This window comes from Peribacillus sp. B2I2 (genome assembly GCF_041261685.1).
Lineage (GTDB): Bacteria > Bacillota > Bacilli > Bacillales > DSM-1321 > Peribacillus.
On sequence record NZ_JBGCCB010000001.1, the window covers coordinates 3,591,982 to 3,616,550 of the forward strand.

Consider the following 24,569-nt stretch of genomic DNA (forward strand, 5'->3'; position numbering starts at 1 on the left):
CCCCTTTTTTTACCTATTATTGAACATCTTTCGCCTTGTCCGGTATCGAAAATCTAGCCTACTTTTTAAAAAATGCTTTTTTCCCTAATGTTTCGGTGATCTTTGGAAACATGTTATACCATTTCCCAGCTAAATTCATCCAGCCAGGGAGGTTGATTTCCCTCTTATTGGTCAGCATCGCCGCTACGATTTTTGCCGCGACATCTTCAGGCTTAAGCATGAACTTTTCGACATTCTTTAAATATGTACCTGATTCATCTGCAATGTTAAAGAAATTCGTTTCTATAGGTCCGGGATTGACGGTGGTCACAAAAACACGATCCTCCATCAGCTCGAGCCGAAGTGCGTTTGAATAGCCAAGAACTGCGAACTTGGTTGAGGAATACAATGTTGATTTAGGAGTGGCAATTTTACCGGCCTGTGAAGCAATATTGATGATATGCCCCGATTTTCGCTGCTTCATATACGGAAGAACCAGCTTTGTGCAGGCCATTAATCCAATGACGTTGACAGCAAACATTGCTTTCGTTTCATTTAGTTCCGTATCCTGCGCTTCTTTAAACGTGCCGAAACCAGCATTGTTGACCAACACATCCACTTCACCTATTTGAGCATGGATGTCATTAAATACCCTTGTCACCTGATCAGTATCTGCAACGTCGAGCTTATAGGCATATGCATCAATCCCATATTGGTCGATGAGTTCATTCTTTAGCTGTTGTAATTTATCCAGACTTCTGGCCAAGAGGACGAGACGGCATCCCTGCTTTGCACTTTGGATGGCAACTTCCTTGCCAATCCCTCCGGAAGCACCGGTGATAACAATAATTTTCCCTTGTAACTTATTCAAAAAAATGTGCCTCCTTGCCTAACATTAAGCGATTGAATACAGAATGACCCCTGATTGGATTTTGGTTTCGACTTCACCCAAATCTTCTAAATAGTCCAGCTGACCGACCGTTTCCGAAAGTGTCAGGCCCACTTCCTGAAGGTATACTTTAGGAAAAAGCTGCTGACACACTTCAAAGGCCGATAAAGGCTTATCTTGAAGCATGCTTTTCACCTGCATGGCCCGGTTATGCTGCCGCTCGAATCGATATTGAATCAAGTCGGCAACCTCATCTCCTTCCACTTCAGATCCATGTCCGGAATAAACAGTGGAAATCGAAAAATCCAATAATTTCTGAAGTGATGCATTATATTGCAGTAACGGACGAGGCCTCATGCCACCCGGAAGTAAAGGCGGTTCCATTAATGGATTGGGTGAAATCTTAGCAAGCAAGTGATCGCCCGCGATCATGACCCCGTCACTTTCCCGGTAAAAGGATAAATGGCTTTGCGCATGCCCTGGAGTCTCGATCACTTTCCAGCCTGGAAGACCAGGAAGCTCATCCCCTTCAGCCAAATATCCATGCAGCTTCCGTTCACTAAGGAATCTGATTTCGTCACGGTTATGGATCAGTTTATTTTTCAGCTCTTCTGCCACTCCAAACTTTGTGGCATAATCAAGGAAAAAACGATTATGGGTTTCAAGGAAATCATCACTGATAGTCAGCCAGCGCTGATTGTTTTTATGTCCATAAACCGGGATTTCCTTATCAAAGAAATCGAGTGCACCAGCATGATCAGGGTGATGATGGGTTAAAATGATTTGTTCGATATCGGTCAGTTTCAGACCCAAATCCCCAAGCCCGTTAGTCAAGGCTTCCTTTGATCGTTTGGTTTTAACACCAGTATCAATGAGCGTCAAGGCATCCCCTTTAACTACATAAACATTCACATCACCCACTGCAAACGGCGTGGGCAAAGCAATTTTTGCAATATTTCCATTCCAATTCGCCATAATCTTTTCCACCTTAGAAATTATATTTATATAAATCTTTTTATACGCTAAACAGAATTACTTAGTATACTTAGCAAGAAAACGAATGTATAATTACCATTTTACATGCATTTTTAAATACTGTCATTATTTTCACATAATTCATGTCTATTTTTTGTCGTCCATGCATATATTATCATTGACAGAGTACTGATATATCCTTCATAATCACAAGTAATTAAAGACGGCATGGCTTTGATTAAGGCCAAGTAAATTTATTGATGGCGTAAAGAGAGTGAAGCTCGGAATGTGCTGAAAGGCTTCATCGCCCCCTCATTATTGAACCTACCTTATGAGCCTTCAGGAAAACCTGACGTAATTCCCGCGTTAGAGGATTCAAGTGCAGCTTTTCTGTTTATTTATTATGGAAAAGTTGAACAAAGGTGGTACCACGGAAGCTAGACCTTTCGTCCTTTATTGGATGAGGGGTCTTTTTGTTTTTCAAAAAAAGCCAGAAATTTAATAGGAAAAGGAGCGGGAAATATGAAAAAAATCGCGTTTATCGGAGCTGGATCGATGGCAGAAGCAATCATTTCGGGGCTGGTGACCCAACAGGTAATTGACCCAGCAAATATTTTTGTAACAAATAAATCCAATGATGATAGGTTCAATTATTTAAAGGAACAATACGGTGTAACTGCCACAAGATCGCTGAAGCTTTTAGTACAGGATGCAAACCTTGTCGTACTGGCCGTGAAACCGAAAGATATTTTAGAAACGATGCAATCAATAAAAGAATATATTCGGGAAGAAATGCTATTCATTTCAGTTGTGGCCGGGGTTCAAACTGCAAGCTTGGAAGGAATCGCCAACAAGCGGTTCTCGATTGTCCGTGCCATGCCTAATACATCGGCAGCTGTGGGAAAATCAGCAACGGCCCTTGCGGCTAATGGTCATACGAAAGACTCGCAATTACAAACGGCGATTACTCTCTTTGAAACGGTGGGTACGGTGGCAGTCGTTGACGAAACGCAGCTCGATGCGGTAACAGGCTTATCAGGAAGCGGACCGGCTTATATTTATTACTTGGTCGAAGCATTGGAAAAATCAGCAGAAGAAATAGGTCTCGATTCCGAAACCGCGAAGCAATTAATTCTCCAGACACTGATGGGTGCGGCCGATATGTTGCAGAAATCACCTAAAACCCCAGCCGTGCTAAGAAAGGAAGTAACTTCACCAGGCGGAACGACCGAAGCAGGTCTGAAAGCACTTCAAGCACATCAAGTGCAAGAAGCTTTCATTGCCTGTGTACAAGAAGCGACTGAGCAATCGAAGCGAATGGGCAATCAAATAAGTAAAGAACTTGCCAAGCATGTAGTTTCTCAGTAAATGCCCAGAGATGATGATTGGCTGTTGCCTAGCACTCCCTTACAGGCAGCGGCTAGGCAACAGTCCTTTTTATGATCTGGACTCCTTATAAGTGGCATAGGGAAGGTCCAGGTCAATTTGATTTCACAGCTGCAGTGAGCGTTACTTTATAATCAGCATATCCGATTCATCAAAACTCCAATCCTTCGAATACGCAACCTCCCAATAGTAACCATCGGGGTCTGAAAAATATCCGCTGTATCCTCCCCAAAAAACCTCTTGAGGTGATTTCTCGATTGTGCCTCCGGCCTTTTCAGCCTTGTTGATCACCTCATCGACTTCTTCAATTGATTTAGCATTATAAGCAAGCGTAATACCCGGGAAACCATTTTTCTTAGGCGGTTCTATCTCATTGATGTCTTTTGCTAGCTTCTCTAAAGGATACAAAGCAAGTTTCGTTCCTGCATTATTAAAAAAAACGATTGCGGGTTCGTCCTCTTTAATCGATGTATGGAATCCCAACCCGTCCCGGTAAAACCTTAATGATTCATTGATATCCCTGACACCTAAAGTTATAATGTTGATCCTGTTCATACTAGTCCTCCTTTATACATTGTTCATTGGTAATTCGACATTTGAATCATTTTTCCTTTTAAAGCTTAATTGACCGGCAAACCACGCACTCACAAATGCTCTTTAAAGCTCCTAACAAGGCTCACCATTTTCCAAAACCGACTCCAAGAGATTCCCCCCTTATTGATCGTTTCGCATGCAAATTACGTAGGAAATCCACTTTCTTTGCCGAATGAAAACATGTTTTGTCATCTGTAAAGGAATTGCCTCATACTTATCGAATTCAACAACCAAAAGGGGGAATCTCGATGAATACAAGTGCAGTTGCCCGGTTACTGAATGTTTCCCATAGTACGATTCAACGCTGGGTTACTCAATTGAACATGGAAGTAGAACGGAATCAGCTTGGCCACTACCAGTTTTCAGATGATGACATTGCATTATTGAGAAAAGTCCAAGATCAGCTGAACGAGGGCATCATTCTCCAAAAGGTCAGCATATCAGAGAAAAAAATTAGAAAAGCAACCGTCCAGAAACACCCCGAAACGAATAAAGAACATGAACAATTGATAGAACGGGTCGTCAGGCTTGAAAATGGACTGAAAACAAAAGCGGACGATGTTGTATCCTATCAACTTTTACAGCACAGAAGTGAAATGGAAGAAATGCACAAACTCGTTAAGAAGCTCGAAGCCCGTATTGAAGCGTTAGAAACACCAATGGACCAGCACTTTGATTATTTCCTCGCGGCTGAAGAAGCTGCTGCCACGAAAAAGCCGAAAAAAAGACCATTCATAAAAATGATTTTTGGAAATTACAGAAAGAACGATACTTCATCATGGAGCACAGCCGACAGCGATTAGCATCGGTTATCATCCAAGATCGTTAATGATTGCTCCACCATAGCCATTTTCCCTATGCTAAGGTACTTCATCGACATTCGTTCAGAAATAGAACCTGATCTGATAATTACCCAAAAATAAAAAGGCCCTGCCCCAAGGTTAGTCTTCCACCTGGGTCGGGCCTTTTCATCATCTTAAATCAACACTGCACGGTCATTTAGCATTTTTTCACCTTTGATGCGTTGGAATTCGTTAAGCAGTTTTTCAACGGTTAGCTTCTGCTTTTCAGCGCCTCTAGCTTCAAAAATGATCTGTCCCTTATCCATCATGATCAAGGAATTTCCAAGATCGATCGCCTGTTGCATATTATGAGTCACCATCAACGTCGTTAACTGGTTCTTTTCGACGATTTCCTTCGTCAGATTTGTAACAAGCTCTGCCCTGGAAGGATCAAGTGCTGCTGTATGTTCATCAAGAAGCAGGATTTTAGGATCCGTGAAGGTCGCCATCAGCAATGATAGAGCCTGGCGCTCCCCTCCCGATAATAATCCCACTTTTGCTGTCATCCGGTTTTCCAAGCCTAAATGAAGGGTACCCAAACATTCTTTAAATAGTTCTTTCCGTTTTTTTGTCACCCCGAAGCCTAAACCTCTTCTATTGGTTCGGCCATAAGCAATCGCCATATTTTCTTCAATCGTCATATGTGGTGCCGTTCCCAGCATGGGATCCTGAAAAACGCGGCCAATCATTCTGGCACGTGCATGTTCTTCAATTGCCGATACGTTTTCCCCATCAATGATGACTTCACCGGCATCAGGGAGAATCTTACCGGAAATCATATTCATCAACGTCGATTTACCTGCTCCATTACTTCCGATGACAGTTACAAATTCGCCTTTTGTCATATGCAGTTCCAGATTTCCAAGGGCAAGCTTTTCATCCGGTGTTCCTTCGTTGAAGACTTTATAAATCTGATTTAACCGAAGCATATCCTTCCCCCCCTTTCGGTAAAGTCCCGCCATGACGCATCTGTATTTCTTTAAGCCGTCTTTTCTTCCGGTTTTTTTCCTTTTGTTTATCGGAAATTTTCGGAATGACAAGTGCCCCGACCACAATAAGTGCCGTAATTAATTTAACATCACCTGTATCAAGGAATTCTACGCGAAGTGCCAAAGTTACGACGATTCGATAAATAATCGCCCCTCCAATAACCGCAAGCGTCGCACGCGCAATCGTTTTAGCCCCAAATAAAGCCTCACCGATTATGACGGATGCCAATCCGATGACGATGATTCCTATCCCCATGCCAATATCACTAAAACCGTTATATTGGGCAACCAAGGACCCCGAGAATGCCACAAGTCCATTTCCGATTGCAAGTCCAAGGATTTTCATGTTGCCGGTATGGGCTGAAAAACTCTTGACCATGGCTTCATTATCACCAGTCGCCCGTAAAGCCAGACCGATTTCCGTTTTTAAAAAAGCTGACATTCCAGCTTGAATGACAACGGCCACAATCAGCATAACGATTAATATGGCCCACGTTTTTGGCAGGCTATCACCGAGACCCACGATCGATAAAAGACCATTCAACAAATTGTCCAGCCCGGTGCCGACCCAGGCATCCTGGATATTCGTGATAATGGTCGTTTGAGAAAGCAACGGAATGTTGGATGCACCCATGATCCTTAAATTGATGGAGTAGAGCGCAATCATCATTAAGATACCTGCCAGGAGTGGATTGATTTTTCCTTTCGTATGCAGGAAACCCGTTATTGTCCCAGCGATGAACCCGGCTACCATAGCACTCAATGTGGCTACGATCGGCGAGAAACCGTTAACGATCATAATGGCGGCAACAGAGGCCCCTGTCACAAAACTACCTTCCACTGTCATATCCGGGAAGTCGAGAATCCTGAATGTTAAATAGACACCTAGTGCCATGATCGCATAAATCATTCCCGACTCAAAAGAGTTGAATAAGGCTGAGAACATTTTTTTCTTCCTTCCCCGAACAAAAGCAGAGTTTATTTTACAAACTCAGCATCTGCTTTCCATTCTTCTTTTATTTCAACACCCATATCTTTTGCTGCCTTTTCATTAATGACCAATTTAAGTTTTTGTGGATATTGAACCGAGATATCTCCAGGCTTTTTACCATCCTTCAAGATTTCAACCGCTTTTTGCCCCGCTTCATAACCAATATCATAGTAACTGAAGCCGTAGGCTGCAAAACCACCCGCTTTAACGGAATCAAGTTCGCCAACAAACAAAGGGATATCTTGATCATCTGCCACGGAAATGACCGATTCCAGAGCCGAGACAACTGTATTATCAGTAATGATATAGAAAGCATCCGCTTTTCCGATTAATGATTCCGCTGCCTGTTTAACCTCGGCTGAAGTCGAGACAGATGCTTCCACGACTTTCAATCCTGCTTTTTTCGCTTCCGCTTTCACATTTTTTATTTGGACGACGGAATTTTGCTCCCCTGTATTATAAACGGTACCAATTGTCTTGGCGCCAAGTTCTTCCGCTAGGAATTTCATTGACTTTGCAATGGCTTCAGGATGGGAATCCGTCGTGCCCGTCACATTTCCGCCTGGCTTATCCAAAGAAGTAACTAGCTCCGCCGCTACGGGATCGGTAACCGATGTAAAAACGATTGGAATATCCTTGGTCGCATTTAATGAGCTTAGGGCACTAGGAGTGGAATTCGCAAAAATCAGATCCACTTTATCCCCAACGAAGTTATTGGCAATCGTCTGACTGTTGTTTTGGTCACCCTGTGCAACTTGAAGATCATACTTGGCATTGATGTCGCTGTCCTTCAATGCCGCCTGGAATCCTTCATATGCCTGATCCAGGGAATCATGCTGAACGAATTGTGATACCCCAATCTTGAAGGTATCCTTTCCGCCTTCATCCTTGGCCGTATCTTTTTCCTTGTCATTTCCACACCCAGCCAGTAATAAACCTGCGACCAATGTCATGGCTGCAGTTGAATATAATTTCTTTTTCATATGTTTCCCCCCGCTTTTTTCTTATTTAATAACGACGCCAGCTTTTTAGCTTTTATGTCCTAAATTATAATCGTTTAGTCCCAATTATTCCAATCTATTTTTTAACTTTTTAGAATTTTTCGAGTTTTAATTGTAAAACATCAAAAAAGCTGCTGTGAAAGGGGATAACTTTCACAGCAGCTAAATGGAATATCAGTGTTCGACTACTTGGTTAACAATTTCGGTAACTGTAGCACGATCAATTTTTTCTTTGCCTTCTTTCAAGGCCTTCAATGTGGCTTTTGCCAATTCCAAGGGTATTTTACAGAATTGGATGATCTCTTTCGTTTCAATCTCCCCAATGTAGGCATCGGCTAATGTAAGATTATGTTCCGTATGGGCAAGCATCTCATCGAAACCCCAGCCATCCGGATAAAAGTTCACACCACGTTCTGCATCTTCCTCACGGTTACGCAGGATATTGACCGTTTGGAGTCCACGGCCAAATGCGATGGCAAGTTCACGGTCCGTTTCCGTTCCATCATACCAGTTCCACATATCAGACAGCATGACTCCAACCAAACCCGCAACATAATAAGTGTAATCATCGAGCTCTTCCTCATTATGGATTTGCCAATCTTTCTTAACCCACTTGGCCATGCCTTCGGCCATTTCCTTTGTCGACTCCAGGACTTTGGCTTTTGCACCGGGAGGACAATATTGAATCCAGTCCGAAAGAAGCAGGGTCACGTCGGGCAGTTCATCCTTATATGGTTCAAATAACGATTGAAGTTCTTCTTCCCTATAATCCGCCCCAAGCAGCTCACTGAGATCCTGTAACAGGGAAACCTTAATATCAGCAGGAAGACCAGGGTGATCCTCGATCTCATCGATGGCGCGCATGCAAAGGTATGCTGCTCCAATGGCCTCCTGTAATCCCTTTGGAAGATAGCTGATTGGTATGAAAAAAGTCCGGCTTGTTTTTAAGAGAAAATCCATTGCTTTAGTATGTAGGTTACTTTGGTCCGTCATATTTACACTCCTTTAAATATCCAATGAACAATTGATTAATTATATCAAACATCAGCATCGATTTCAGCTACCCTATTCCTCTGAATATAAAGGAACTTTAATGGTCATTAAATCTTCTGCCATGATCGTGTTTGCAAAGATCGCTTCGCTTTCCGCTTTTAACCTCTCCGAATCCTCTGGAGTATACCGTGAGCTGATATGGGTAAGGATTAGATGCTTAGCTCCCGCTTTCAAAGCCGTTTCTGCAGCCTGAACCGTGGTCGAATGATAATAGGCGGATGCCATTTCAGATTCTTCCGCTGAAAATGTAGCTTCATGAACAAGGTAATCCGCCGATTCAGCAAGAATGAGAGCATTGCTGCACACTCGTGTATCACCAAGAATCGTGATGACCCGGCCTTTTTGCGGAGCACTGAGATAATCCTTCCCATTTAGGACACGGCCATCATCGAGACTGACCGTTTGTCCATCTTTCAATGCTTTAAAAAGCGGACCCGGCTTTACACCTTCTTTTAGCAGCCGGTCGACCAGTAAGCTTCCCGGTCGATCCTTTTCCACAATCCGGTAACCGATACTGTAAATGCCATGATCAAGCGACATCGCCGTCACTATGAATTGTTCGTCCTCAAATACTACGCCTTCCTCTATTTCAATGATCTCCAATGGATATTTCAAATGAGTGCCACTCACCTGTAAGCTCGTCTTAATAAATGCATCTATGCCATGTGGACCATATACGGTCAATTTTTCCAGTCCGCCCTGAAAAGATCGGCTGCTTAAAAACCCAGGGAGTCCAAAGATGTGATCACCATGCAAATGGGTGATGAAAATTTTTTCGATCTTTCGCGGTTTGACTGCCGTTTTTAAAATTTGATGCTGCGTCGCTTCACCACAATCAAATAACCAAACCTTCCCCCGCTCTTCCAATAATTGAAGAGCGATTGACGTCACATTACGCGCTTTAGCCGGAACGCCAGCGCCTGTACCCAATAAAACAAAATCCACGATACTACCTCCGTTGCAAATACTTTATGACTTAACTATAGCATAACCAAGGTGCTCTTTCATTTATGGTCCATTAAAACCGAAACCAAATTAATCTTTTAATGAAATATGAGAAAAAATGCGCAAATTGATTGCTTTGAGGGAAAGCTAAACGTAAAATTAGAAATTGGTACACATTCGGGAATTCCAACTTTATAGACAGATTTAAGGGAAAGTTGAGGTTTTAACATGACAGAAAACAATAAACCCACAGCATTGATCATGATTTTTGGTGCTACCGGAGATTTAGCGAAAAGGAAATTGTTTCCTTCCATATATCGACTATTTCAAAAAGAGAAAATCAATAAATTTGCTGTCGTTGGAGTAGCAAGGAGACCATTGACGAACGAGGAGTTTCAAACAAGTGTCAAGGACTCCATACTTACGTTCGGACATGCGGAAGAAAAGGTAGACGAATTCATTTCCCATTTCCATTATCACTCCCATGACGTAACTAGCTCGGAATCATACCTGCAGTTAAAAGACATTGCCGAAAAATTAGACGGACAATATCAATTAGAAGGAAACCGGATCTTTTATTTAGCGATGGCACCCGAGTTTTTCGGAACGATTGCCGAACAGATTAAAGCTCAAGGCCTGACTAACTCGAATGGATACAAGCGCCTGGTCATAGAAAAGCCATTTGGACACAGTTTCGAAACCGCACAAAAATTGAATGAGCAGATTCGGACTGCCTTCGCTGAAGATGAAATCTACCGTATCGATCATTATTTAGGAAAAGAAATGGTTCAAAATATTGAGGTCATACGTTTTTCAAATGCCCTTTTCGAACCGCTTTGGAATAACAGATATATATCTAACATCCAGGTTACTTCAAGCGAAACACTTGGCGTTGAAGAACGTGGGCGTTATTATGAAACTAGCGGTGCCCTAAGGGATATGGTCCAAAACCATCTGCTGCAAATGGTTGCCTTGCTTGCCATGGAGCCCCCAATCGCTTTGACAACCGAAGAGATCCGAAGCGAAAAAGTGCGGGCTTTGCGTTCACTTCGCCCAATGAAAGTGGAAGAAGTCGATCAATACTTCGTCCGCGGCCAATATGGTGAAGGAACGGTAGACGGTCAAACACTTCCGGCATACCGCAATGAACATAACGTAAATCCCGAATCCAACACAGAGACCTATGTTGCGGGCAAATTGATGATAGATAACTTCCGTTGGGCCGGTGTACCTTTTTATATCCGTACCGGTAAGAGAATGGATGTCAAATCAACGAATATCGTTGTTCAATTCAAAGATATCCCAATGAATTTGTATTATAAAACGGAAGAAACGTTGAACCCGAATCTTCTCGTAATCCATATCCAGCCAGACGAAGGCATCACACTATACTTAAATGTCAAGAAATCCGGGACGACATCCAATACAAAGCCAGTGAAGCTGACCGTATCCAACAAAGGGATCGAACACATCAATTCTCCCGAGGCGTATGAAAAGCTATTGTTTGATAGTATGCGCGGCGATGCTACAAACTTTACGCACTGGGACGAGGTTGCCCTCTCATGGAAGTTCGTCGATACCATTTCCAATGCATGGGAAAATACTAAAGAAGAGTCTTTCCCTAACTATGAAGCAGGATCCACAGGTCCACTTGCATCCGATGAACTCCTGGAAAAGGATGGGCATATTTGGTGGCAAATCAAGAAAAACATAAATAATGATGATTGATTAAATAAAGAAGGGATGCAGATTTGAATCTGTATCCCTTCTTCATTCATGAAACACTCTTCCTGACCAATTTCTTCCTGATAATACGAAGCATTTCCTTGGGCTTGGACATTGCTTCATCCATTTCTGAATTAAGCCAAAATGAAACACCAAATTCTAAGGCAATGAAAAATAAAAAAATGGCTACAGCCAACCAGATGATGAACATCTGTCATCCGCTCCTTCTCTCTCTTATCTGCCTACTGTATCCTACGGTTCGTCCATGGCTCTTCATGTTTATATTTCTTTTTCCGCAGGTGTTTAAACCTAAAAGGCCTGGATGAATGACATCCATCATACTACCATTTCCATAAAAAAGGTAAATCAATTAGCACTATTTACAATTAGTTCATTTTTACCATTTTCACCCTTTTATTCTCTTTATAAAAAAAGAATGCTGAGGTCTTGCTGAGGTTACACTAGAGAAGGTGATATTAAGGCACCACTAACTTCGATGTGGAGGGATTAAACGATGGACATTCGTGAAGGATTAATTCCAACAGCCTTGGGCACAGCCGTGACAGCTGCGGGCTATGCAATGAAGCAGAACAGGCGCTCAAACAAAATGGTAGCTAATACGGTCTTTGGTTTCGGTTTGGCACATGTTGTATTAGGGGTCATTGACCTTGTAGAGCATCGGAGATAGAAAAAGAGAGGGCGCATTGGGGCGCCCTCTCTTTTTCTGTACATAAAAGTTCCTTCAATCGATGAATACAAAAAAAGCCGGCTTGAAAGGGAATTTCCTTATAAGCCGGCTTGAACTTTTTATTTTTCCATCCATTCGGTATGGAACGTTCCCTCTTTATCAATGCGTTGATAAGTATGAGCTCCAAAATAGTCACGTTGAGCTTGAATTAGGTTAGCTGGCAGCGTTTCTGTACGATAGCTGTCGAAATAAGCAAGAGCTGATGACAAGCAAGGAACCGGAATTCCGTTCATCACTGCCGTTGACACTACTTCACGTAAAGCTCCTTGATAGCTTTCAACGATTCCTTGGAAATAAGGATCTAGAAGAAGGTTGTTCAAGTTCGCTTCACGATCGTACGCTTCCTTGATTTTTTGTAGGAATTGTGCACGGATGATACAGCCGCCACGGAAAATCATCGCGATTTCCCCATATTGCAAGTTCCAGTCATTTTCTTCTGATGCTGCTTTCATTTGTGCAAATCCTTGTGCATATGAACAAATCTTGCTCATGTAAAGTGCTTTACGGATATTTTCAATCAAAGCCTTTTTGTCACCAGTAAATGATTCGGCTTTTGGACCGCGAAGGATTTTACTCGCTGCAACACGCTCGTCCTTGATTGCTGAAATAAACCGGGCAAATACGGATTCTGTAATGATTGGAAGCGGAACACCAAGATCAAGCGCACTTTGACTTGTCCATTTCCCTGTACCTTTTTGGCCAGCTTTATCTAAAATGACATCGACCATCGGCTTGCCAGTTTCTTCATCATATTTTTTGAAAATATCAGCAGTAATTTCTATTAAATAGCTATCAAGTTCCCCTTTATTCCATTCAGTAAAGACTTCATGGAATTCTTCAGCGGATAGTCCCAGAAGATTTTTCAAAAGGAAATAAGATTCGGAAATCAACTGCATGTCCCCGTATTCAATACCATTATGTACCATTTTCACATAATGACCTGCTCCATTAGGTCCGATATATGTACAGCAAGCATCACCATCGACCTTAGCTGAAATATCCTTCAAGATCGGTGCAACCAGTTCATATGCTTCTTTTTGACCTCCAGGCATGATGGATGGACCTGTCAGAGCTCCTTCTTCCCCTCCTGACACGCCTGTACCGATGAAATGGATGCCAAGCTGGCTTAATTCCTCATTACGGCGCTGAGTGTCTTTGAAGAAGGTATTCCCTCCATCAATAACGATATCACCTTTATCAAGTAACGGTTTTAACTGCTCGATTGTTGCATCTGTTGCAGCACCAGCTTTAACCATCAATAAAATTTTACGTGGCGTTTCCAAAGAATCGACGAATTCTTCAAGCGTATAAGTGGCTGTTACGTTTTTGCCTTCCGCTTCCTTCATCATTTCGTCCGTTTTTGACCCTGAGCGATTAAACACGGAAATTGAATATCCTCTGCTTTCAATATTAAATGCAAGGTTTTTGCCCATTACAGCTAGTCCGATAACGCCAATCTGTTGTTTTGTCATGATCATCTTTCCCTTCTCTATATCTTTACACAGCTTATACGCTATTCTTTGTCAAAAGAATCATCATGCCTTCTGGATTGCTCAAAGAAATCTTTGCTGAAGCTAGTGTCTGTTCCAATCGAACGGTTCTTCAAGGGTAATCCCTTTTTAATAATATTTTCTCCGTACTTATTTTGCAAGTGTTCCATCGCTTCATACAGAGGTTCTTTTTCTGCATCCTCTTTAAATGAGAAAATATCCAGTTGCTTGAAGGCCGACTCTTTCTCGATGACATCATAGGCAGTGACACCAAGAAGCCTGATTCCTTCCCCATTCCAATTTTTCATAAATAGTTCGGTAGCTACATCCAAAATATCCTTTTTTTCAAAAACTGGATTAGGAACCGTTCTGCTTCTCGTTATAGTGCGTCGGTCTTTATAACGGATCGTCACACCAATTTTTTGACCAAGCAGGCGTTTATTTTTTAAACGGACGGCTACCTTACCGGAAAGCTTTTCCAATACACCGATCAGTTCTTTTTGATTGGTGGTGTCATGTGGAAGAGTTGTCGAGTTCCCAATGCTTTTATGATCAAAAATCGCTTCGGGATCGACAACCCTCGGATCGTTTCCATTAGCCCTATCTTTCAAACGGATGCCATTGATCCCAAGAAGCTGTTTCAGTTGATGATCATTGGCGTGTGCAAGGTCCCCGATCGTCATTATGCCAATAGTATGAAGCTTTTCCGAGGTCTTATCCCCGATGCCATGCATTTCGCCGACTTGTAAAGGCCAGAGCTTTTCCGGAATATCCCTTTTCCTAAATACGGTGATTCCCATAGGCTTCTTCATATCTGAGGCAGTTTTGGCCAAAAATTTATTAGGGGCAATCCCAATGCTGCAAGGGAGATCCATCGTATTATAAATTCTTTCCTGAATGCTCTTGGCTATATCTAAAGGTGAACCCAATTCGGCGCATTCACTAATATCCAGAAATCCCTCATCTATCGAAACCGGTTCAACCATCTCTGTATATTGCCTTAATACATCGAAAATAGCCAGTGATGCCTTTCGATAACGCTCGAAATTCGGTTTCTGGATGACTAATTGAGGACATAGTTTTTTCGCCTGCCAAATCGGCATGGTCGTTTTAACCCCGAACTTCCTTGCTTCATAACTGCAAGTGACGATTATGCCTCTTCTCTCTTCAACATTGCCTGCTATGGCAAGCGGTTTGCCTTTCAATGAAACATCATATGACATTTCCACTGAAGCATAGAAACTATTCATGTCTACATGGAGAATGACCCTGCCATTTTTGGGATACATGTCCTTCATGTTTGACCGTCACATCCTTGTAAAAATAAAAAACACCGGATAATAGGGTCAATAAAAAAACCATTCCTTTTAAGATACCCCTATTTATCTTTGGTAATCACTGTAAAAGTGCTTCCACTCCAAGAAAAACAGCCATCATGTCATTGATGACTGTACATATATTCCTGCAATACCTGAACTCCTTCAAAAGATGATACGAGTTTTTGCGGATCAATGATCGTAATCAAACGGCTACCCACATTGGCAACACCCTGCATATATTCAGTTTTCAGATTGCCTAATTAGCCTATCCGTTCAAAGGGTATATCCTTTAAATCAAGTATTTCACGGTCTGCCTGGACAATGGAGGGGATTCCACCTTTAATGTAATCCACCTCTGTTCATCTACCGATAGCTGATTTACCTGGATATAATACCTCATTCATATCATCAGTGGTTACAATTCATTCCTGACTTTGTCATGCCAGCAACAAATCCTGGAAAGTGGGAATCAAAGTAATGCATCATTTTTCTCGTCGGTAACCTGCTTCGATATATCCAGGAAATTCTTCCCCACTCCTGTCATTTTCCGGGTTGATTATTCCCCGGATACTTCTTTGATGATACTGACAACCATCTCAGCAAGCTTCGTTAATTCCTCAACTGGAATTCTTTCATTCGTAGTATGGATATCTTCATAGCCCACTGCGAGATTGACAGTAGGAATCCCAAAGCCTGCAATGACATTTGCATCGCTTCCGCCGCCGCTTTTAACCAACTCGCATGGACGGCCGATTTTCTCTGCTGCCTTTCTCGCGATTTCGACTACATGGTCACCAGCCCCATATTTAAAACCAGGATACATGACGTTAACTTCAACTTCGGCACGCCCGCCCATTTCAATAGCGGCAGTCTCGAATGCCTCTTTCATTCTCGCTACCTGTTTTTCCATTTTTTCAGGAATCAAGGATCTTGCTTCTGCAAGGATTTCAACATGGTCACAAACAATATTGGTTTGCTGTCCACCCTGGAAACGTCCGATGTTGGCTGTCGTTTCCTCATCGATTCGGCCTAATGGCATTCTAGAGATTGCTTTTGCAGCGATCGTAATAGCCGAAACTCCTTTTTCTGGAGCGACACCAGCGTGAGCGGTCTTGCCTAAAATTGTCGCAGACACTTTCGCCTGAGTAGGTGCAGCAACGACGATATTACCCACTTTTCCATCACTATCAAGTGCAAAACCGAATTTAGCCGTTACAAGGGAGCGATCCAATGCCTTTGCTCCAACCAAGCCAGATTCTTCACCGACTGTTATGATGAACTCGATTGTTCCATGCTCGATATTCTGTTCTTTCAACACTTTAAGCGTTTCTAACATGACCGCTAATCCAGCTTTGTCATCAGCCCCTAAAATGGTCGTTCCGTCTGACACTATGTATCCATCTTTGATGGAAGGCTTGATTCCGTTCCCAGGAACAACCGTGTCCATATGGGAGGTGAAATAAATGGTATCTACGCCTTCTTTCATTCCTTTTAAAGTACATACTAAATTGCCTGCACCATGACCGGTAACTGCTGTTGTATCATCTTCAAAAACCTCTACACCCAGTGCCCCGAATTTTTCTTTCAGCACTTTGGCGATGGCTGCTTCATTTTTCGTTTCGGAATCAATTTGCACCAATTCCATGAATTCACTAACTAAACGTTCTTCATTAATCATAAAATAAAACCTCCAAAAAAGTTTTCCTCTTTAATTATACTTCTAAAAGCAGCGCCCCGGCAAATAATGTGAAAATGAAGAACCCCGCTTAATGGTCATTTCCCTCCCAAAAGGTCGTTTTAAACTGGGAATGATGACTTATAAATGATTTCCTTTAATCATGATTTCTTCCCAATATGGAAAAGAGCCCAAAATAGATTTATTTTGGGCTCCTTGCAGTTGGATCACAACGGGATATTGCCGTGTTTTTTCCATGGACGTTTTTCTTTTTTGTTGCGAAGCATTTCAAGTGATTGAATGATCTTAATCCTTGTTTCACGGGGATCAATTACATCATCTACCATTCCAAGGCTCGCAGCAACATATGGATTGGCGAATTTCTCACGGTACTCTTCTATTTTAGCTGCACGGGTCGCATCTGGATCCTCACTATTTTGAATTTCACGGGCAAAAATGATATTTGCCGCTCCAGCAGAACCCATTACCGCGATTTCGGCATTTGGCCATGCAAACGTTAAATCAGCACCGATGGATTTACTATTAAGGGCCACATAAGCTCCTCCGTATGCTTTACGCAGAATGATCGTCAATTTTGGGACTGTTGCTTCTGAATAAGCGTATAGCAGCTTTGCACCGTGACGGATAATCCCGCCATGCTCTTGTTTAACGCCCGGAAAGAACCCTGAAACATCTTCAAACGTAATTAACGGAATGTTAAACGAGTCACAAAAACGAATAAAACGGGCAGCCTTATCAGATGAATCAATATCCAGTCCCCCTGCCAATACTTTTGGCTGGTTGCAGACAAGCCCCACTGATTTCCCTTTGATTCGCGCTAAACCAATCACTATGTTCTTCGCAAAGCCCTCTTGCACTTCCATAAAGGAATCCTCATCGACAATTTGCTCCAATACTTTCCGAACATCATATGGACGGATCCCTTCATAAGGGACTACATCCGTTAAGTCCGGACGGTAGTCATCGCCTACGTCCGCTTCCAAAACCGGCGGCTTCTCTTCATTGTTTTGTGGAAGATAGCTCAGGAGACGTCTAACGTCGGCCAATACTTGTTCTTCTGTTGCTCCCTTGAAATGCGCATTACCGCTTATGGTATTATGAACAGTCGCTCCACCCAACCCTTCAGATGAAATCTTCTCACCCGTTACCGTTTCAATGACTTTGGGTCCTGTTATGAACATTTGGCTCGTTTTTTCAACCATGAAGACAAAGTCGGTTATGGCTGGGGAATATACGGCTCCGCCAGCACAAGGTCCCATAATAACCGAAATCTGTGGAATGACCCCTGAATAAATGGAATTCCGGTAAAATATTTGGCCATATCCGTCAAGCGAAACTACGCCTTCTTGAATACGCGCCCCACCAGAATCGTTCAAACCTATGAAAGGGGCTCCATTTTCCGCTGCTAAATCCATAACATTGGCAATTTTCAGAGCATGCATTTCACCGAGTGCACCGCCAAATACAGTAAAGTCCTGCGAAAACAGGTAAATGTCGCGGCCGTTCACCTTTCCGTAACCGGTGACAACCCCTTCTCCCGGCCCTTCTTCCTTTTCCATGCCAAAATTGGTATTACGGTGTTTGATAAAAGGATTAAGCTCGATGAAAGTACCTGGATCAACTAAAAGTTCAATTCTTTCCCTTGCAGTAAGTTTGCCCTTATCATGCTGCTTGTCGATCCTTTCTTCTCCGCCGCCCATCTCCACTTTTCGGCGTCTATCATATAAGTCATTGATCGTTTCATATATGTCTGTCATTCCTGCTCCTCCTTTGATTCGGCTCGTTCACAAAGCTCATATAATACACCCGCGGTAGACTTGGGATGAACGAAAGCAACATCTGCATGGTGCGCTCCCTTTCTTGATGAATCATCAATCATGCGCAATCCCGATTCTTTAATTTCTTTAATTCGATCTTCGATACGATCGACGCCAAGCGCCACATGATGAATACCTTCACCGCGTTTTTCAATGAATTTGGCGATTGGACTTGAAGGTGATAACGCTTCCAACAACTCCAAACGGGTATTGCCTGCCAAAATAAAGGCCACTTTTACGCCTTGGTTCTCCACTATCTCAATTCCTTCAAGTTTCAATTTCAGCGTTTCCGTGTAAAGTGGCAAAGTCTCATCAAGTGACTTGACGGCAATCCCGATATGATCGATATTTTTTATCATCATTCAAACCCCCATGCTATGTATTATTGGATGACTCCATTTAAACACTACTAATCTTGCATTAAAGTCTTTTAAGATTCGGAATAATATGAACATTATACTTTTACTTGTTTCTACTAAATGTTCAAGTTAAAATGAAATCAATTAAACTGTTTTGAGGGAGAGAGCATATGGGAAACAAAAAAATAAGAAAGATCGTCGTGTATTTAATGCTTATCTCAATGTTATTAATGAGCTTATTATCAGGTATCGCATTTCTTTTGTAAAAGACATCGTAATGGGGAGGGGAGCAAAAAGCTTCCCTCTCCTTATTTTATCGCCCCGTTTTTCTTTGCCAAAGTTTTGAAATCCTCGTTTGATATGGTAATCAACACCTTAGTGCCGATAGGGACTTTTTCGTACAAACGCTCTACATCGGATTTATGCATCCGTACACAACCATTTGAGATGTATTTACCAATTGATGATGGCTGATTCGTACCATGAATGCCGTAAATCCTCCCATCGGTATTTCGTGCATCGAATCCAATCCACCGCGACCCCAGAGGGTTTCTGGGATCGCCGCCGGGAATATTCTTTTTACGGTAATAGGGGTTGACCGCTTTTACTTTAACCGTGAAAATCCCTTCAGGTGTCAGTTCCTGACTCTTTCCCGTACCGACCGGCAGTATCTCCTTGACCTCGTTTTCATCAATGAACGCCAATTTATTGTTGGCTTTATTGATGATGATAAAAGGATCGCCAGGCTTAACCGATTGAGGTTGGGCATGTACCTGCAGCGGCCACAAAGATAGCATAAGCAACAAAGAAAGGATCCATTTCATTCGTATCAATTCCTTTACCTTTTTGCTTAGTTTAAGCCAAGTGCCTCTTTTTCATTCGGTTGCTGGTCGGCTTGGGTAACCCCTTGAAGGAATGCTTCAATAATAAATAGCGTTCCATTTCCTTCATGAGCTGCAGTAATGCGGCCCTGGATTCGAACTCTTCCCGTGTCTGCGGCAGTGCCATTCCCCTAAAATGAATCTCCATTTCTTCAAGCTTCTTCAGATAAAGAATGGCCGTATTTTGTGGATGGACGTTTTCTGCCAGATCTTCTATAAAATCAGCCACTATCCCGCTTTGCTTGACGACCAATGGAATATTCGTGACTAGGGGAAGAATTCGTTCAATGATTTCAAATTGCTTTTCACGCATTTTGAAATAATGGTAATACAGGTCTTCTTCCCTTAAAAAATGATTTTCCACGTCCCTGAAGGCAAGGCTTTTGGCTTGATTAAGAAGATTGGCTGTTTCAGTAATTTCCTTACCATCCCATGTGTGATCATTATCCCTTAAATAGCGGACAATCCCCATCAAGATCGCACTAAAGTTAGTTTCGATACGTTCCTGATAGGCAAGCAGTTTCTTATCGACACTGGGCATGTACAGATTCATGACAAGCGCCACTCCAACACCAACGGCAATTAATATCGTTTCATTGATCAGCAGTGAAAAAGTGATGTCGCCCGACCCATATAGGTGCATGATGATGACGCTACTCGTCACAATCCCCTCATTAATCTTCAAGGCAACTGTTGTTGGAATGAAAATCAAGAGAATCAATCCTATTATCAGTGGATGGAACGCGATGAACTGAAACATTAGGGATGAATAGGCCATTGCGATCAAACAAGCTAAAAACCGGTGCCAGGAGGCATACACCGACTTCTTTTTCGTGACTTGAATGCATAAGATCGTAATGATTCCCGCAGCAGAAAAATACTCCAGGTTAAGCATTTGTGCAATAATGATTGCCAGGGTAACCCCCAAAGCAGTTTTAATCGTTCTGTACCCGATTTTAAACATTGTTATGTATCACCTGGCTCTTTCGCTCTCTATTATAATACTATCAGGAATTCAGATATTTTCACAGTCCTTTGCGAATGAAATTTCCAATTATTCAAAAGACACACTCAAAAATACATTATAGGAATAAAATAAAAAAAGGTAACCTAAACGTTACCTTTTTTTCATAATTATATACTATTTGCTTTAGCTTATAAAACTTTTTCCAAGAAGTCTTTTGCACGCTGGCTTTTCGGATTGGAAAAGAATTCTTCCGGAGCACTTTCCTCAACGAGCAGACCTCCGTCCAGGAATAAGACACGATCGGCCACTTCTTTGGCAAATCCCATTTCATGCGTTACGATCAGCATGGTCATCCCTGTATGTGCCAGTGACTTCATAACCTCGAGCACTTCTTTTACCATCTCGGGATCAAGAGCAGAAGTCGGCTCATCAAAAAGCATTACTTCCGGGTTCATTGCCAATGCCCGTGCAATGGCGACCCTTTGTTTTTGCCCGCCTGACAGACGATTCGGATAAGCTGATTCTTTGTCGGCCAAACCGACTTTAGTCAATAGCTCACGAGCTTGTTTCACTGCCTCAGCCTTTGATAATTTTTTCACCTTCATAGGTGCATATGTCAAATTCTCCAGTACGGTTTTATGAGGAAATAAATGAAAATGTTGAAATACCATCCCGACATTTTCACGCACTTTCATGATATTGGTCTTTTTTTCAGTGATGATTTGATCTTTAAATCTAATTTGACCATCAGTTGGAGTCTCGAGCATATTGATACAGCGCAAGAAAGTTGATTTTCCCGAACCGGATGGGCCGATGATCGCCAACACTTCACCCTGCCCTATCTCGGTGCTGATTCCTTTTAATACCTCAAGCTTACCATAATTTTTTTTAAGTTCATCAATTTTAATCACTGCGCCTCATTCTCCTTTCAATCACTTTGCCTAAGATGGTAAGAACCATGACCATCACATAATAAATGAGTCCGGCAAATAAAATCGGCTCGAAGAATTTATATGTCTCACCGCCGACAATATAAGAACGACGCATGATATCCCCTAATCCAATGATTGTGACAACCGCTGATTCCTTCGTTAAGGAAATCAATTCGTTCACAAGGGAGGGCAGGATATTCTTGATGGCCTGCGGAAGGATAATATTGAGCATCATCCCTGAATAGGGAACCCCAAGTGCAAGTGCTGCCTCGCGTTGCCCTTTATCGACCGCTAAAATCCCCCCCCTGATAATCTCGGAAATGTATGCCGCAGAATTTAACCCGAATGCTAAAAATGCTGCTTGGAATGCTTCGATTTGAATCCCTAATATTTGTGGTGAACCAAAATAAATAAGCATTAATTGAAGCACTAAAGGGGTACCGCGGAAAATGGATGTATAGAAGTCAGCAATCCAATTCAAGGGCTTGATTCTACTGATTTTTAGTATAGATAATAATATTCCCAAAACAAAACCGATTACAGCCGCAACCGCTACAACTTTTAATGTAGTCGGTATTCCCTCCAAGATATATGGAAGGGAGGGCATAATCCTATCAAATTCAAGATTCACTCCATTCATCCTCTCTTATGAAGGCCGTTATCCCAGGCCTTCCTCCTGCTTCATTTTAATAACAATAAAGCGCGGAAAAACGTTCAGAAGGCATATTGCATCTCTTCTGAACGTTTTTCATCTCTCTGCATTATTCAGTTTCACTGCCACCGAACCATTTTAGTATTAATTTTTCCATTTCGCCATTCTCTAACATTTTTTTCAATTCGGTATTGAATTCGTCAGTTAACTTGCTTCCTTTTTGGAAAGCTATTGCCGAACCGGCATCTTGTTCACCAGACTCGATCACATGGCCCACCAAATCCTTGTTATCTTTCAAATAGCCTTTTGCCACAGTATCTTCCATGATCACGGCGTCAAAACGTCCAGTAGACATTTCCTGAACAACTTCGGGAATACGATTCCGTTTTTCAACTTTCATCCCGATATCTTTGGATTTATTCAAGTCGTTTGCCAATGTCTCCTGAATGGATGCAAGCTGTACGCCTACCGTTTTCCCTTTTAAATCTTCAACAGTTTTGATCTTACTGTCCTCTGTCGTGATGATCATGTTCTTAGCTGTATAGTAAATATCACTGAAGTCAACGGATTGCTCACGTTTTTCTGTCGGAGTCATTCCAGAGATAACGAAATCGACCGATTTATTTTCCAGAGCCGGCACAAGACTATTAAAGTCAATGTCTTTAACTTCGACCTCATAACCTAATTTTTTACCGATTGCTTTAGCGATATCAATGTCGAATCCTTTTATTTCATCACTTTTAGATGTTTCAACAAATTCAAATGGCGGATAATCCGCAGATGTTCCCATTACCAGGACCTTTTTGTCTTCGTTGCCAGCTGTGTTTTTATCTTCTTTCTCTGATGTTCCGCATGCCGCTAAAATACCTACTAATAAAACAGAAGTAAGCAACAATGCTAACTGCTTTTTCAACTTCATTATTATTCCTCCAAAATGATATTTTCAATTCTCTAGTTATTAAGTTTGGTTTTAGTTAATATATCAATTAACTAATATTCATACACTATTGTGTATTTTAACACACTCTAATAATTATTCAATAACGTAAATAATAGATTTATTTTTCAGAATATTTACACAAGTTTATTTCTAAGTTTCGCACTTTCCTCCATGGGGAATATATCGGGCATCCTTATCTATCTTCTTTCCTAAATGTTCCTTAATTATGCAAATTCATGAATAATAAAAAAACCCGCCGATTGGGCGGGTTTCAGACTATAGACAAACTAGAAGAAAAGCTAGTTTGTCTACGGATTTTTTCTAAAATAAATATTCCAGTTGATTTCAGAAATCCGCTCCCTTTCCGCCGCCTGTCTGCCAAGCCGCATCAAAGCAAGCGTCTGTGGGGTCTTGGCTAGCCAGTTATTCGGCAGGAGTGTCGCAAATTTCTTCAATTTATTGAGGATTTCATTTCATATAAAAAAGTAAAAATTCATGAAGGTTTTTATAATCACGGTTCGGGATGAGAGCATTCCGAACCTCCTTATAGTAGACAAATTCGAAGAGACGCTAGTTTGTCTGCAGTTTTTTTCTAAAAAGATTCCAGTTGTTTTCAGAAATCCGCTTCCCGTCTGCCGACTGTCTGCCAAGCCGCATCAAAGCAAGCATCTGTAGGCCCTTGGCTAGCCAGTATATTCGGCAGGAGTGTCGCAAATTTCTTCTATTTAGTGAGGATTTCATTCCATATAAAAAAGTAAAAATTAATGAAGGATAACCAAGTCTTCTTTTTATAATCATGGTTCGGGATGAGAGTATTTCGAACCCCATTTTTCAACAAACTAAAACCCGCCGAGTGGGCGGGTTTTTCAGTTATGACTATGGCTTACACTTCTTCGCAATATTGGTCGAAGTAGTCTTGCAATTTTTCAACTACGGACATCGGGTGGTGACCTTCAATTTCATGGCGTTCTACCATAGTGACGATTTTTCCATCTTTCAACAATGCAAATGATGGGGATGACGGCGGATACCCTTCGAAATAATCACGTGCTCTCTCCGTTGCCTCTTTATCTTGTCCAGCAAAAACAGTAACAAGCTGATTTGGGCGTTTATCATTATGAATCGCATGAGCCGCTGCAGGTCTAGCTATACCCCCGGCGCAGCCACAAACGGAGTTGACCATAACAAGCGTCGTTCCTTTTTGCGCAAATACTTCTTCTACTTCCTCGGGAGTGGTCAATTCTGTATATCCAGCAGTCTTAATCTCATCGCGAGCCTGTTTGACTACGTCGTTCATTAAAAAATTAAAATCCATATTCATGGTATGTGCTCCTTCCAAGTTTTCTCTTCAATCCTATCATAACAATTGCCTCTTCGTGATTCAATAAATTTACCTGCT

At 41.9% G+C, this 24,569-nt stretch carries 26 protein-coding genes; 5 read left to right on the forward strand and 21 right to left on the reverse strand.

Features of this window, described 5'->3' with window-relative positions; translation table 11 throughout:
- Nucleotides 1-58: 58 nt before the first annotated feature.
- Nucleotides 59-850, reverse strand: a complete 792-nt coding sequence (locus tag ABIE66_RS17700) for an SDR family NAD(P)-dependent oxidoreductase (RefSeq protein ID WP_370015737.1) — start codon at nucleotides 848-850, stop codon at nucleotides 59-61.
- 24 nt (nucleotides 851-874) lie between these two features.
- Complete coding sequence (locus ABIE66_RS17705; RefSeq protein WP_370015738.1) at nucleotides 875-1,843, reverse strand: MBL fold metallo-hydrolase; 969 nt, start codon at nucleotides 1,841-1,843, stop codon at nucleotides 875-877.
- A 522-nt stretch (nucleotides 1,844-2,365) separates the two neighbouring features.
- On the opposite strand from ABIE66_RS17705, the gene proC reads away from it, so the two are divergent.
- Nucleotides 2,366-3,211 (forward strand): pyrroline-5-carboxylate reductase, encoded by an 846-nt coding sequence (proC, locus tag ABIE66_RS17710; RefSeq protein ID WP_289325669.1) that lies wholly within the window; start codon nucleotides 2,366-2,368, stop codon nucleotides 3,209-3,211.
- A 141-nt stretch (nucleotides 3,212-3,352) separates the two neighbouring features.
- Here proC and ABIE66_RS17715 read toward each other — a convergent pair whose 3' ends face one another.
- The gene (locus tag ABIE66_RS17715) at nucleotides 3,353-3,784 is read right to left on the reverse strand and encodes a VOC family protein (protein WP_370015739.1); all 432 of its coding nucleotides are present in this window, start codon (nucleotides 3,782-3,784) and stop codon (nucleotides 3,353-3,355) included.
- A 287-nt stretch (nucleotides 3,785-4,071) separates the two neighbouring features.
- On the opposite strand from ABIE66_RS17715, the gene ABIE66_RS17720 reads away from it, so the two are divergent.
- Entirely contained in the window at nucleotides 4,072-4,626 is a 555-nt protein-coding gene (locus ABIE66_RS17720; RefSeq protein WP_289325671.1) for a MerR family transcriptional regulator, read from the forward strand.
- Between the two features lie 173 nt (nucleotides 4,627-4,799).
- Here the strand turns inward: ABIE66_RS17720 and ABIE66_RS17725 are convergent, their stop codons facing one another.
- The 5 genes from ABIE66_RS17725 to rnz form a co-directional block, all read right to left on the reverse strand.
- Complete coding sequence (locus ABIE66_RS17725; RefSeq protein ID WP_289315747.1) at nucleotides 4,800-5,594, reverse strand: ABC transporter ATP-binding protein; 795 nt, start codon at nucleotides 5,592-5,594, stop codon at nucleotides 4,800-4,802.
- Nucleotides 5,569-6,600: an ABC transporter permease gene (locus ABIE66_RS17730; protein WP_289315746.1), complete on the reverse strand. Its 1,032-nt coding sequence runs from the start codon at nucleotides 6,598-6,600 to the stop codon at nucleotides 5,569-5,571. The genes ABIE66_RS17725 and ABIE66_RS17730 overlap by 26 nt, the downstream gene beginning before the upstream one ends.
- 32 nt (nucleotides 6,601-6,632) lie before the next feature.
- Nucleotides 6,633-7,628, reverse strand: coding sequence for an ABC transporter substrate-binding protein (locus tag ABIE66_RS17735; protein WP_370015741.1), 996 nt, complete (start codon nucleotides 7,626-7,628; stop codon nucleotides 6,633-6,635).
- 192 nt (nucleotides 7,629-7,820) lie between these two features.
- Nucleotides 7,821-8,639: a phytoene/squalene synthase family protein gene (locus tag ABIE66_RS17740; RefSeq protein WP_289325674.1), complete on the reverse strand. Its 819-nt coding sequence runs from the start codon at nucleotides 8,637-8,639 to the stop codon at nucleotides 7,821-7,823.
- 72 nt (nucleotides 8,640-8,711) lie between these two features.
- Nucleotides 8,712-9,644 carry a ribonuclease Z gene (rnz, locus tag ABIE66_RS17745; RefSeq protein ID WP_370015742.1) on the reverse strand — a complete coding sequence of 311 codons (933 nt, stop codon included), beginning with the start codon at nucleotides 9,642-9,644 and terminating at the stop codon, nucleotides 8,712-8,714.
- Between the two features lie 228 nt (nucleotides 9,645-9,872).
- Between rnz and zwf the strand changes: the two genes are divergently transcribed.
- On the forward strand, nucleotides 9,873-11,372 hold the full coding sequence (gene zwf / locus ABIE66_RS17750; protein WP_370015743.1) for a glucose-6-phosphate dehydrogenase: 1,500 nt from the start codon (nucleotides 9,873-9,875) through the stop codon (nucleotides 11,370-11,372).
- A gap of 46 nt (nucleotides 11,373-11,418) precedes the next feature.
- On the opposite strand, the gene ABIE66_RS17755 is transcribed toward zwf, so the two are convergent.
- A complete protein-coding gene (locus ABIE66_RS17755; protein WP_289325677.1) occupies nucleotides 11,419-11,580 on the reverse strand; it encodes a hypothetical protein in 162 nt (53 codons plus the stop codon).
- A 303-nt stretch (nucleotides 11,581-11,883) separates the two neighbouring features.
- On the opposite strand from ABIE66_RS17755, the gene ABIE66_RS17760 reads away from it, so the two are divergent.
- Complete coding sequence (locus ABIE66_RS17760; protein ID WP_289325678.1) at nucleotides 11,884-12,057, forward strand: asparagine synthase; 174 nt, start codon at nucleotides 11,884-11,886, stop codon at nucleotides 12,055-12,057.
- A 119-nt stretch (nucleotides 12,058-12,176) separates the two neighbouring features.
- Here the strand turns inward: ABIE66_RS17760 and gndA are convergent, their stop codons facing one another.
- From gndA to mce, 5 genes are all read right to left on the reverse strand, one after another.
- Nucleotides 12,177-13,589 (reverse strand): NADP-dependent phosphogluconate dehydrogenase, encoded by a 1,413-nt coding sequence (gene gndA / locus ABIE66_RS17765; RefSeq protein WP_370015744.1) that lies wholly within the window; start codon nucleotides 13,587-13,589, stop codon nucleotides 12,177-12,179.
- Nucleotides 13,590-13,630: 41 nt separating this feature from the next.
- Nucleotides 13,631-14,905 carry a DNA polymerase IV gene (locus ABIE66_RS17770; protein WP_370015745.1) on the reverse strand — a complete coding sequence of 425 codons (1,275 nt, stop codon included), beginning with the start codon at nucleotides 14,903-14,905 and terminating at the stop codon, nucleotides 13,631-13,633.
- A gap of 577 nt (nucleotides 14,906-15,482) precedes the next feature.
- Nucleotides 15,483-16,604, reverse strand: coding sequence for a tripeptidase T (locus ABIE66_RS17775; protein ID WP_289315736.1), 1,122 nt, complete (start codon nucleotides 16,602-16,604; stop codon nucleotides 15,483-15,485).
- A gap of 224 nt (nucleotides 16,605-16,828) precedes the next feature.
- Complete coding sequence (locus ABIE66_RS17780; RefSeq protein WP_289325680.1) at nucleotides 16,829-18,379, reverse strand: acyl-CoA carboxylase subunit beta; 1,551 nt, start codon at nucleotides 18,377-18,379, stop codon at nucleotides 16,829-16,831.
- On the reverse strand, nucleotides 18,376-18,801 hold the full coding sequence (gene mce / locus ABIE66_RS17785; protein WP_289325681.1) for a methylmalonyl-CoA epimerase: 426 nt from the start codon (nucleotides 18,799-18,801) through the stop codon (nucleotides 18,376-18,378). The genes ABIE66_RS17780 and mce overlap by 4 nt, the downstream gene beginning before the upstream one ends.
- Nucleotides 18,802-18,968: 167 nt before the next feature.
- On the opposite strand from mce, the gene prli42 reads away from it, so the two are divergent.
- Nucleotides 18,969-19,064, forward strand: coding sequence for a stressosome-associated protein Prli42 (prli42, locus tag ABIE66_RS17790; RefSeq protein ID WP_156404416.1), 96 nt, complete (start codon nucleotides 18,969-18,971; stop codon nucleotides 19,062-19,064).
- A 42-nt stretch (nucleotides 19,065-19,106) separates the two neighbouring features.
- Here the strand turns inward: prli42 and ABIE66_RS17795 are convergent, their stop codons facing one another.
- The 7 genes from ABIE66_RS17795 to ABIE66_RS17825 all read right to left on the reverse strand — a co-directional run bounded on the left by ABIE66_RS17795 (nucleotide 19,107) and on the right by ABIE66_RS17825 (nucleotide 24,491).
- Nucleotides 19,107-19,622 carry a L,D-transpeptidase gene (locus ABIE66_RS17795; protein ID WP_370015747.1) on the reverse strand — a complete coding sequence of 172 codons (516 nt, stop codon included), beginning with the start codon at nucleotides 19,620-19,622 and terminating at the stop codon, nucleotides 19,107-19,109.
- Nucleotides 19,623-19,653: 31 nt separating this feature from the next.
- Nucleotides 19,654-20,643: an aromatic acid exporter family protein gene (locus ABIE66_RS17800; RefSeq protein ID WP_370015748.1), complete on the reverse strand. Its 990-nt coding sequence runs from the start codon at nucleotides 20,641-20,643 to the stop codon at nucleotides 19,654-19,656.
- A 191-nt stretch (nucleotides 20,644-20,834) separates the two neighbouring features.
- Nucleotides 20,835-21,557 carry an amino acid ABC transporter ATP-binding protein gene (locus tag ABIE66_RS17805; protein WP_289325684.1) on the reverse strand — a complete coding sequence of 241 codons (723 nt, stop codon included), beginning with the start codon at nucleotides 21,555-21,557 and terminating at the stop codon, nucleotides 20,835-20,837.
- On the reverse strand, nucleotides 21,550-22,209 hold the full coding sequence (locus tag ABIE66_RS17810; RefSeq protein ID WP_289325685.1) for an amino acid ABC transporter permease: 660 nt from the start codon (nucleotides 22,207-22,209) through the stop codon (nucleotides 21,550-21,552). Before ABIE66_RS17810 ends, ABIE66_RS17805 begins: the two co-directional genes overlap by 8 nt.
- Before the next feature lie 130 nt (nucleotides 22,210-22,339).
- Nucleotides 22,340-23,143 (reverse strand): transporter substrate-binding domain-containing protein, encoded by an 804-nt coding sequence (locus ABIE66_RS17815; protein WP_483313891.1) that lies wholly within the window; start codon nucleotides 23,141-23,143, stop codon nucleotides 22,340-22,342.
- A gap of 335 nt (nucleotides 23,144-23,478) precedes the next feature.
- Nucleotides 23,479-23,625 (reverse strand): hypothetical protein, encoded by a 147-nt coding sequence (locus tag ABIE66_RS17820; protein WP_370015749.1) that lies wholly within the window; start codon nucleotides 23,623-23,625, stop codon nucleotides 23,479-23,481.
- A 428-nt stretch (nucleotides 23,626-24,053) separates the two neighbouring features.
- A complete protein-coding gene (locus ABIE66_RS17825; RefSeq protein ID WP_289327348.1) occupies nucleotides 24,054-24,491 on the reverse strand; it encodes a BrxA/BrxB family bacilliredoxin in 438 nt (145 codons plus the stop codon).
- Nucleotides 24,492-24,569: the final 78 nt, after the last annotated feature.

What these genes read in the sequence shown, in the direction of transcription:
- mce (WP_289325681.1), bottom strand. Translation starts at nt 18,801, where the DNA reads ATGATGATAAAAAATATCGATCATATCGGGATTGCCGTCAAGTCACTT.
- zwf (WP_370015743.1), top strand. Translation starts at nt 9,873, where the DNA reads ATGACAGAAAACAATAAACCCACAGCATTGATCATGATTTTTGGTGCT.
- ABIE66_RS17720 (WP_289325671.1), top strand. Translation starts at nt 4,072, where the DNA reads ATGAATACAAGTGCAGTTGCCCGGTTACTGAATGTTTCCCATAGTACG.
- ABIE66_RS17825 (WP_289327348.1), bottom strand. Translation starts at nt 24,491, where the DNA reads ATGAATATGGATTTTAATTTTTTAATGAACGACGTAGTCAAACAGGCT.
- ABIE66_RS17735 (WP_370015741.1), bottom strand. Translation starts at nt 7,628, where the DNA reads ATGAAAAAGAAATTATATTCAACTGCAGCCATGACATTGGTCGCAGGT.
- ABIE66_RS17770 (WP_370015745.1), bottom strand. Translation starts at nt 14,905, where the DNA reads ATGAAGGACATGTATCCCAAAAATGGCAGGGTCATTCTCCATGTAGAC.
- ABIE66_RS17755 (WP_289325677.1), bottom strand. Translation starts at nt 11,580, where the DNA reads ATGTTCATCATCTGGTTGGCTGTAGCCATTTTTTTATTTTTCATTGCC.
- ABIE66_RS17730 (WP_289315746.1), bottom strand. Translation starts at nt 6,600, where the DNA reads ATGTTCTCAGCCTTATTCAACTCTTTTGAGTCGGGAATGATTTATGCG.
- ABIE66_RS17800 (WP_370015748.1), bottom strand. Translation starts at nt 20,643, where the DNA reads ATGTTTAAAATCGGGTACAGAACGATTAAAACTGCTTTGGGGGTTACC.
- ABIE66_RS17725 (WP_289315747.1), bottom strand. Translation starts at nt 5,594, where the DNA reads ATGCTTCGGTTAAATCAGATTTATAAAGTCTTCAACGAAGGAACACCG.
- proC (WP_289325669.1), top strand. Translation starts at nt 2,366, where the DNA reads ATGAAAAAAATCGCGTTTATCGGAGCTGGATCGATGGCAGAAGCAATC.
- ABIE66_RS17775 (WP_289315736.1), bottom strand. Translation starts at nt 16,604, where the DNA reads ATGATTAATGAAGAACGTTTAGTTAGTGAATTCATGGAATTGGTGCAA.
- ABIE66_RS17705 (WP_370015738.1), bottom strand. Translation starts at nt 1,843, where the DNA reads ATGGCGAATTGGAATGGAAATATTGCAAAAATTGCTTTGCCCACGCCG.
- ABIE66_RS17780 (WP_289325680.1), bottom strand. Translation starts at nt 18,379, where the DNA reads ATGACAGACATATATGAAACGATCAATGACTTATATGATAGACGCCGA.
- ABIE66_RS17715 (WP_370015739.1), bottom strand. Translation starts at nt 3,784, where the DNA reads ATGAACAGGATCAACATTATAACTTTAGGTGTCAGGGATATCAATGAA.
- gndA (WP_370015744.1), bottom strand. Translation starts at nt 13,589, where the DNA reads ATGACAAAACAACAGATTGGCGTTATCGGACTAGCTGTAATGGGCAAA.
- ABIE66_RS17760 (WP_289325678.1), top strand. Translation starts at nt 11,884, where the DNA reads ATGGACATTCGTGAAGGATTAATTCCAACAGCCTTGGGCACAGCCGTG.
- ABIE66_RS17740 (WP_289325674.1), bottom strand. Translation starts at nt 8,639, where the DNA reads ATGACGGACCAAAGTAACCTACATACTAAAGCAATGGATTTTCTCTTA.
- ABIE66_RS17795 (WP_370015747.1), bottom strand. Translation starts at nt 19,622, where the DNA reads ATGAAATGGATCCTTTCTTTGTTGCTTATGCTATCTTTGTGGCCGCTG.
- prli42 (WP_156404416.1), top strand. Translation starts at nt 18,969, where the DNA reads ATGGGAAACAAAAAAATAAGAAAGATCGTCGTGTATTTAATGCTTATC.